General features: G+C 63.1%; 3 protein-coding genes. 1 reads left to right on the forward strand and 2 read right to left on the reverse strand.

What is annotated here, in order from left to right:
• Positions 1-211: 211 nt before the first annotated feature.
• Positions 212-943 (reverse strand): ATP-binding cassette domain-containing protein, encoded by a 732-nt coding sequence (locus tag DVDV_RS21565; RefSeq protein ID WP_083634867.1) that lies wholly within the window; start codon positions 941-943, stop codon positions 212-214.
• Entirely contained in the window at positions 940-1,656 is a 717-nt protein-coding gene (locus DVDV_RS21570; RefSeq protein ID WP_075356620.1) for an alpha/beta fold hydrolase, read from the reverse strand. The genes DVDV_RS21565 and DVDV_RS21570 overlap by 4 nt, the downstream gene beginning before the upstream one ends.
• 277 nt (positions 1,657-1,933) lie before the next feature.
• Between DVDV_RS21570 and DVDV_RS21575 the strand changes: the two genes are divergently transcribed.
• Positions 1,934-3,115, forward strand: coding sequence for a TOBE domain-containing protein (locus DVDV_RS21575; RefSeq protein WP_075356621.1), 1,182 nt, complete (start codon positions 1,934-1,936; stop codon positions 3,113-3,115).
• Positions 3,116-3,277 lie beyond the last annotated feature (162 nt).

Consider the following 3,277-nt stretch of genomic DNA (forward strand, 5'->3'; position numbering starts at 1 on the left):
AAGAGAGCCTCCGGCGGCCGGGGGGATGATCCCCCCGGACCCCTGCAAAGGGAGAAGTTTTCATTGGATTTTTGGCTTAGGCCGCCCGTCTGGACGGCTTTTGACCAGGACAGCCGAAGCATACGCTTGACGCGAAACACCGTTGCTCCGGCGGCCGAAAGGCGGGGAACCCCGGACGCCGGCAAAATGAAAATGCAAACGGGACCCAATGCTAGGCCGCCCTGGCCGGCGAGCCGTTTTGCGGCTTCCCGAGGCCACGCCGGGCCAGCAACACGCGCTGTTCTTCCAGGTGGAGATCGAGTTGGCGCTCAAACCATCCGGCATCGATGCGCCCCTGGTTGACGGACACGATAGTGTCGCCAAGCTGGGCGGCCTCGGCCAGATCATGGGTGACGTGAACGATGGGGATGGCAAAACGCTGGCGCACCGCGAGCAGTTCGGCGCGAAGGGCCATGCGGGTGGCGGCGTCCAGGGCGGAAAACGGCTCATCAAGCAACAGCGCCCCCGGACGTCGGGCCAGGGCCTGACACAAAGCCCCCCGTTGCCGTTCGCCGCCGGACATGCCCGACGGATAGGCGTCGGCCAGATGGCCGATGCCAAAAAGGGCCAGCAAATCGGGGATTTCCCCCTGGTCGGCTGCGGCGTAGGCCACGTTTTGGGCCAGGGTCATGTGGGGAAACAGCGAATAGTCCTGAAAGACCAGCCCGATGTTACGCTGCCTGGGATGCAGGCGGATACCGCCGGCCGTGTCGCACCAGACCGTCTCCCCGAGCGTCACCCGGCCCTGGTCCGGGACGTCAAGCCCGGCGATAAGGCGCAGCAAGGTGGTCTTGCCCGAGCCCGACGGCCCGGTCAGGACCAGGATGGATCCGGCCGGACAAACGATGTCGGCCTCCAGCGTGAAATGGGGCAGGCGCTTGACACAACTGGCCCGTAGCATCATCCCGCGGCCCCCATGCCGGCGGCAATGCCGGCCAGCGTCCGGGCCAGTTCCACCGGAGCCGTGATCTGGGGGCAATGGCCGGTATCGATGGCGTGCATGGTAAAACCCAGCCCCTCAGCCCGGGCGGCGTTGGCGGCCAACATGGGATTGGGGTTGGCGGCGCAGCGCAGGTAATGGCGTTTTTCCGGGAACGCCGGCTCTCCGGTGGCAGTGGCGTCGGTGAAGGCCGCCAGCGGGAACGAGAACAGGCGCGAAAGAAACCACTGGGCCCGGGCATCGCCGGCTACGCCAAACATTGGCGCTTCCCAGGGTTCGACCAGCCAACCGTCGCGCACCCGGGCCGAGAGCATGGCTCGAAACGGCTCGCCGGCCATGCCTGCAAAGGAATGGCCGGGCTGGGGCAGCAAGGCGTCGACGTAGACGGTGCCGGCCAGCCTGGGCCTGACCTCGGCCATGGCCCCGGTGCAGATCAGCCCGGAATAGCTGTGCCCCACCAGGATGACGTCCTGAAGGTCTTCAAGCGAAAAAAATTGTGTGACGTCGCGTATATATGCGCCGAGTCCCAGCCCAGGCCCCATGCCATGGGCAAGATGGCCGCAGCCGGACAGGGTCGGAGCCAAAACCTCATGGCCCAGGGTGAAAAGGGCCCGGGCGGTCTCTCTCCAGACCCAGCTGCCCTGGAATGCGCCGTGGATACAAACAAACGTGGTCATTGTTTCCTCCTTGGCGTCCCTGCTGCTCGAGGCTGCACGGCCTTTGCAAGGGCGCGTTGGGAATAGTACAGCAACATCGGAAAGAATCCAGCCTCATGACTTTTACAAGAACCGTGACAGTGATATGGGGAATGCAGTCCACTAACACGCCAAATAAAATAATCGTGATCCTTGACTCTAAACAAGTGAAATTGTCGACTATCACGCCAAAACTATTATACGTGCCACATCTTTCATATGCTTTACAATACATACGTGCCACGATACAGCGTCAATCATGAGTACAGCAGAAGAAAATATCTTTGATCTTGTAAACCGCCTGGATACGCCGACCTTGCGCCGTCTGTGCGACCATGCCGGGGCCGCCCTGGCGCGAAAGGATCTGGACGGGCCGCAGCGCCGCCTTCCCCAGAGCAGTTCGTGCCAGGCCGCCCTTTTCAGCGTGCCCAAGGACATCCGCTACCTCGATGCCGACGAACTCGAACGGCTGACCACGGCCTTCGCCACCTGGCGCGACGCCGCCCGCACCCCGTCGATTCGCCGGGCCAGGGAACGGATGCGTCTGGTCTACGCCATGCTGCGCGTCAGCGGCGCCAAGCTCGGCGAAGTCCTGGCCGTCAACGAGCGGACCGACATCGACAGGGCCAGAGGCACGGTTCGATTTGCCGGCTCTCGCGAAGACGACACGCCCCGCAAGGTGGTCGTCCCCCGGGACTTTCTCGAAGACGTGGAGCGCTTTGCAGCCAGCCCGGTCAACCGGCCGCTGCGAGGGGAACTGTTTCGCCTCGACCCCGGATTTGTGCGACGCAAGCTCTACGAACAGGCCAGACGGGCCGGGCTGCCGCCGGGTCGGGTCAGCCCCACCTCGCTTCGCCATTCCCGGGCCGTGGAACTGCTGCGCAGCGGCGTCCCCCTGCCTGTTGTCCAGATGATGCTCGGCCACTCCAGCGTCGTGCTCACCTCCATCTACTGTTCCTTTTCAGACACTGATTGTCAGCGCATCGTCAGCCGTTGCGTTGCCAAGGAGACCCGCATGAAAACCAGCGCCCGCAACACCTTTTTCGGCACGGTTTCCAGTGTGCGCAAAAGCCCGCTTTTTACCGAAGTCTCCCTGACCACCGCCACCGGGGAGGAAGTGGTGTCGGTGATCACCAACGAGAGTTTCGAGCGGCTTGGCCTGTCCGAAGCCGACCCGGTGACCGCCCTGGTCAAGGCACCCTGGGTGCTGGTCGGCAAGGACGAGATGCGGGCCCAGACCAGCGCGCGCAACTGCTTTCCAGGGAAGGTCACCGGCATCCGGGGCGACGGCGTGGCTGTCGAGATCATGGGCGAACTGTTTCACGGCACACCCATGTGCGCGCTCATTACCGCCGAATCCGTAGAGAGCCTTGACCTCAAGGAAGGCGATCCGGTGTGGTTTTTCTTCAAGGCCTTCAGCGTCATCATCAACGTCCAGTAATAAAAAACGAAAGCCCGCCGGACAGCATGTCCGGCGGGCTGCTACTTAAAAAACGGTCGCCCGGGTCCTATCCGACGTCCGGGCAGGCCTTGAGGGCCTCGGCGATGTGCTCTTCAGGATAGGCAAAATCCGTCAGTTTGCCCTGCAGGAAGGCGTCATAGG

The organism is Desulfovibrio sp. DV, assembly GCF_001936595.1.
In the GTDB taxonomy this organism is placed as follows: Bacteria; Desulfobacterota; Desulfovibrionia; order Desulfovibrionales; family Desulfovibrionaceae; genus Solidesulfovibrio.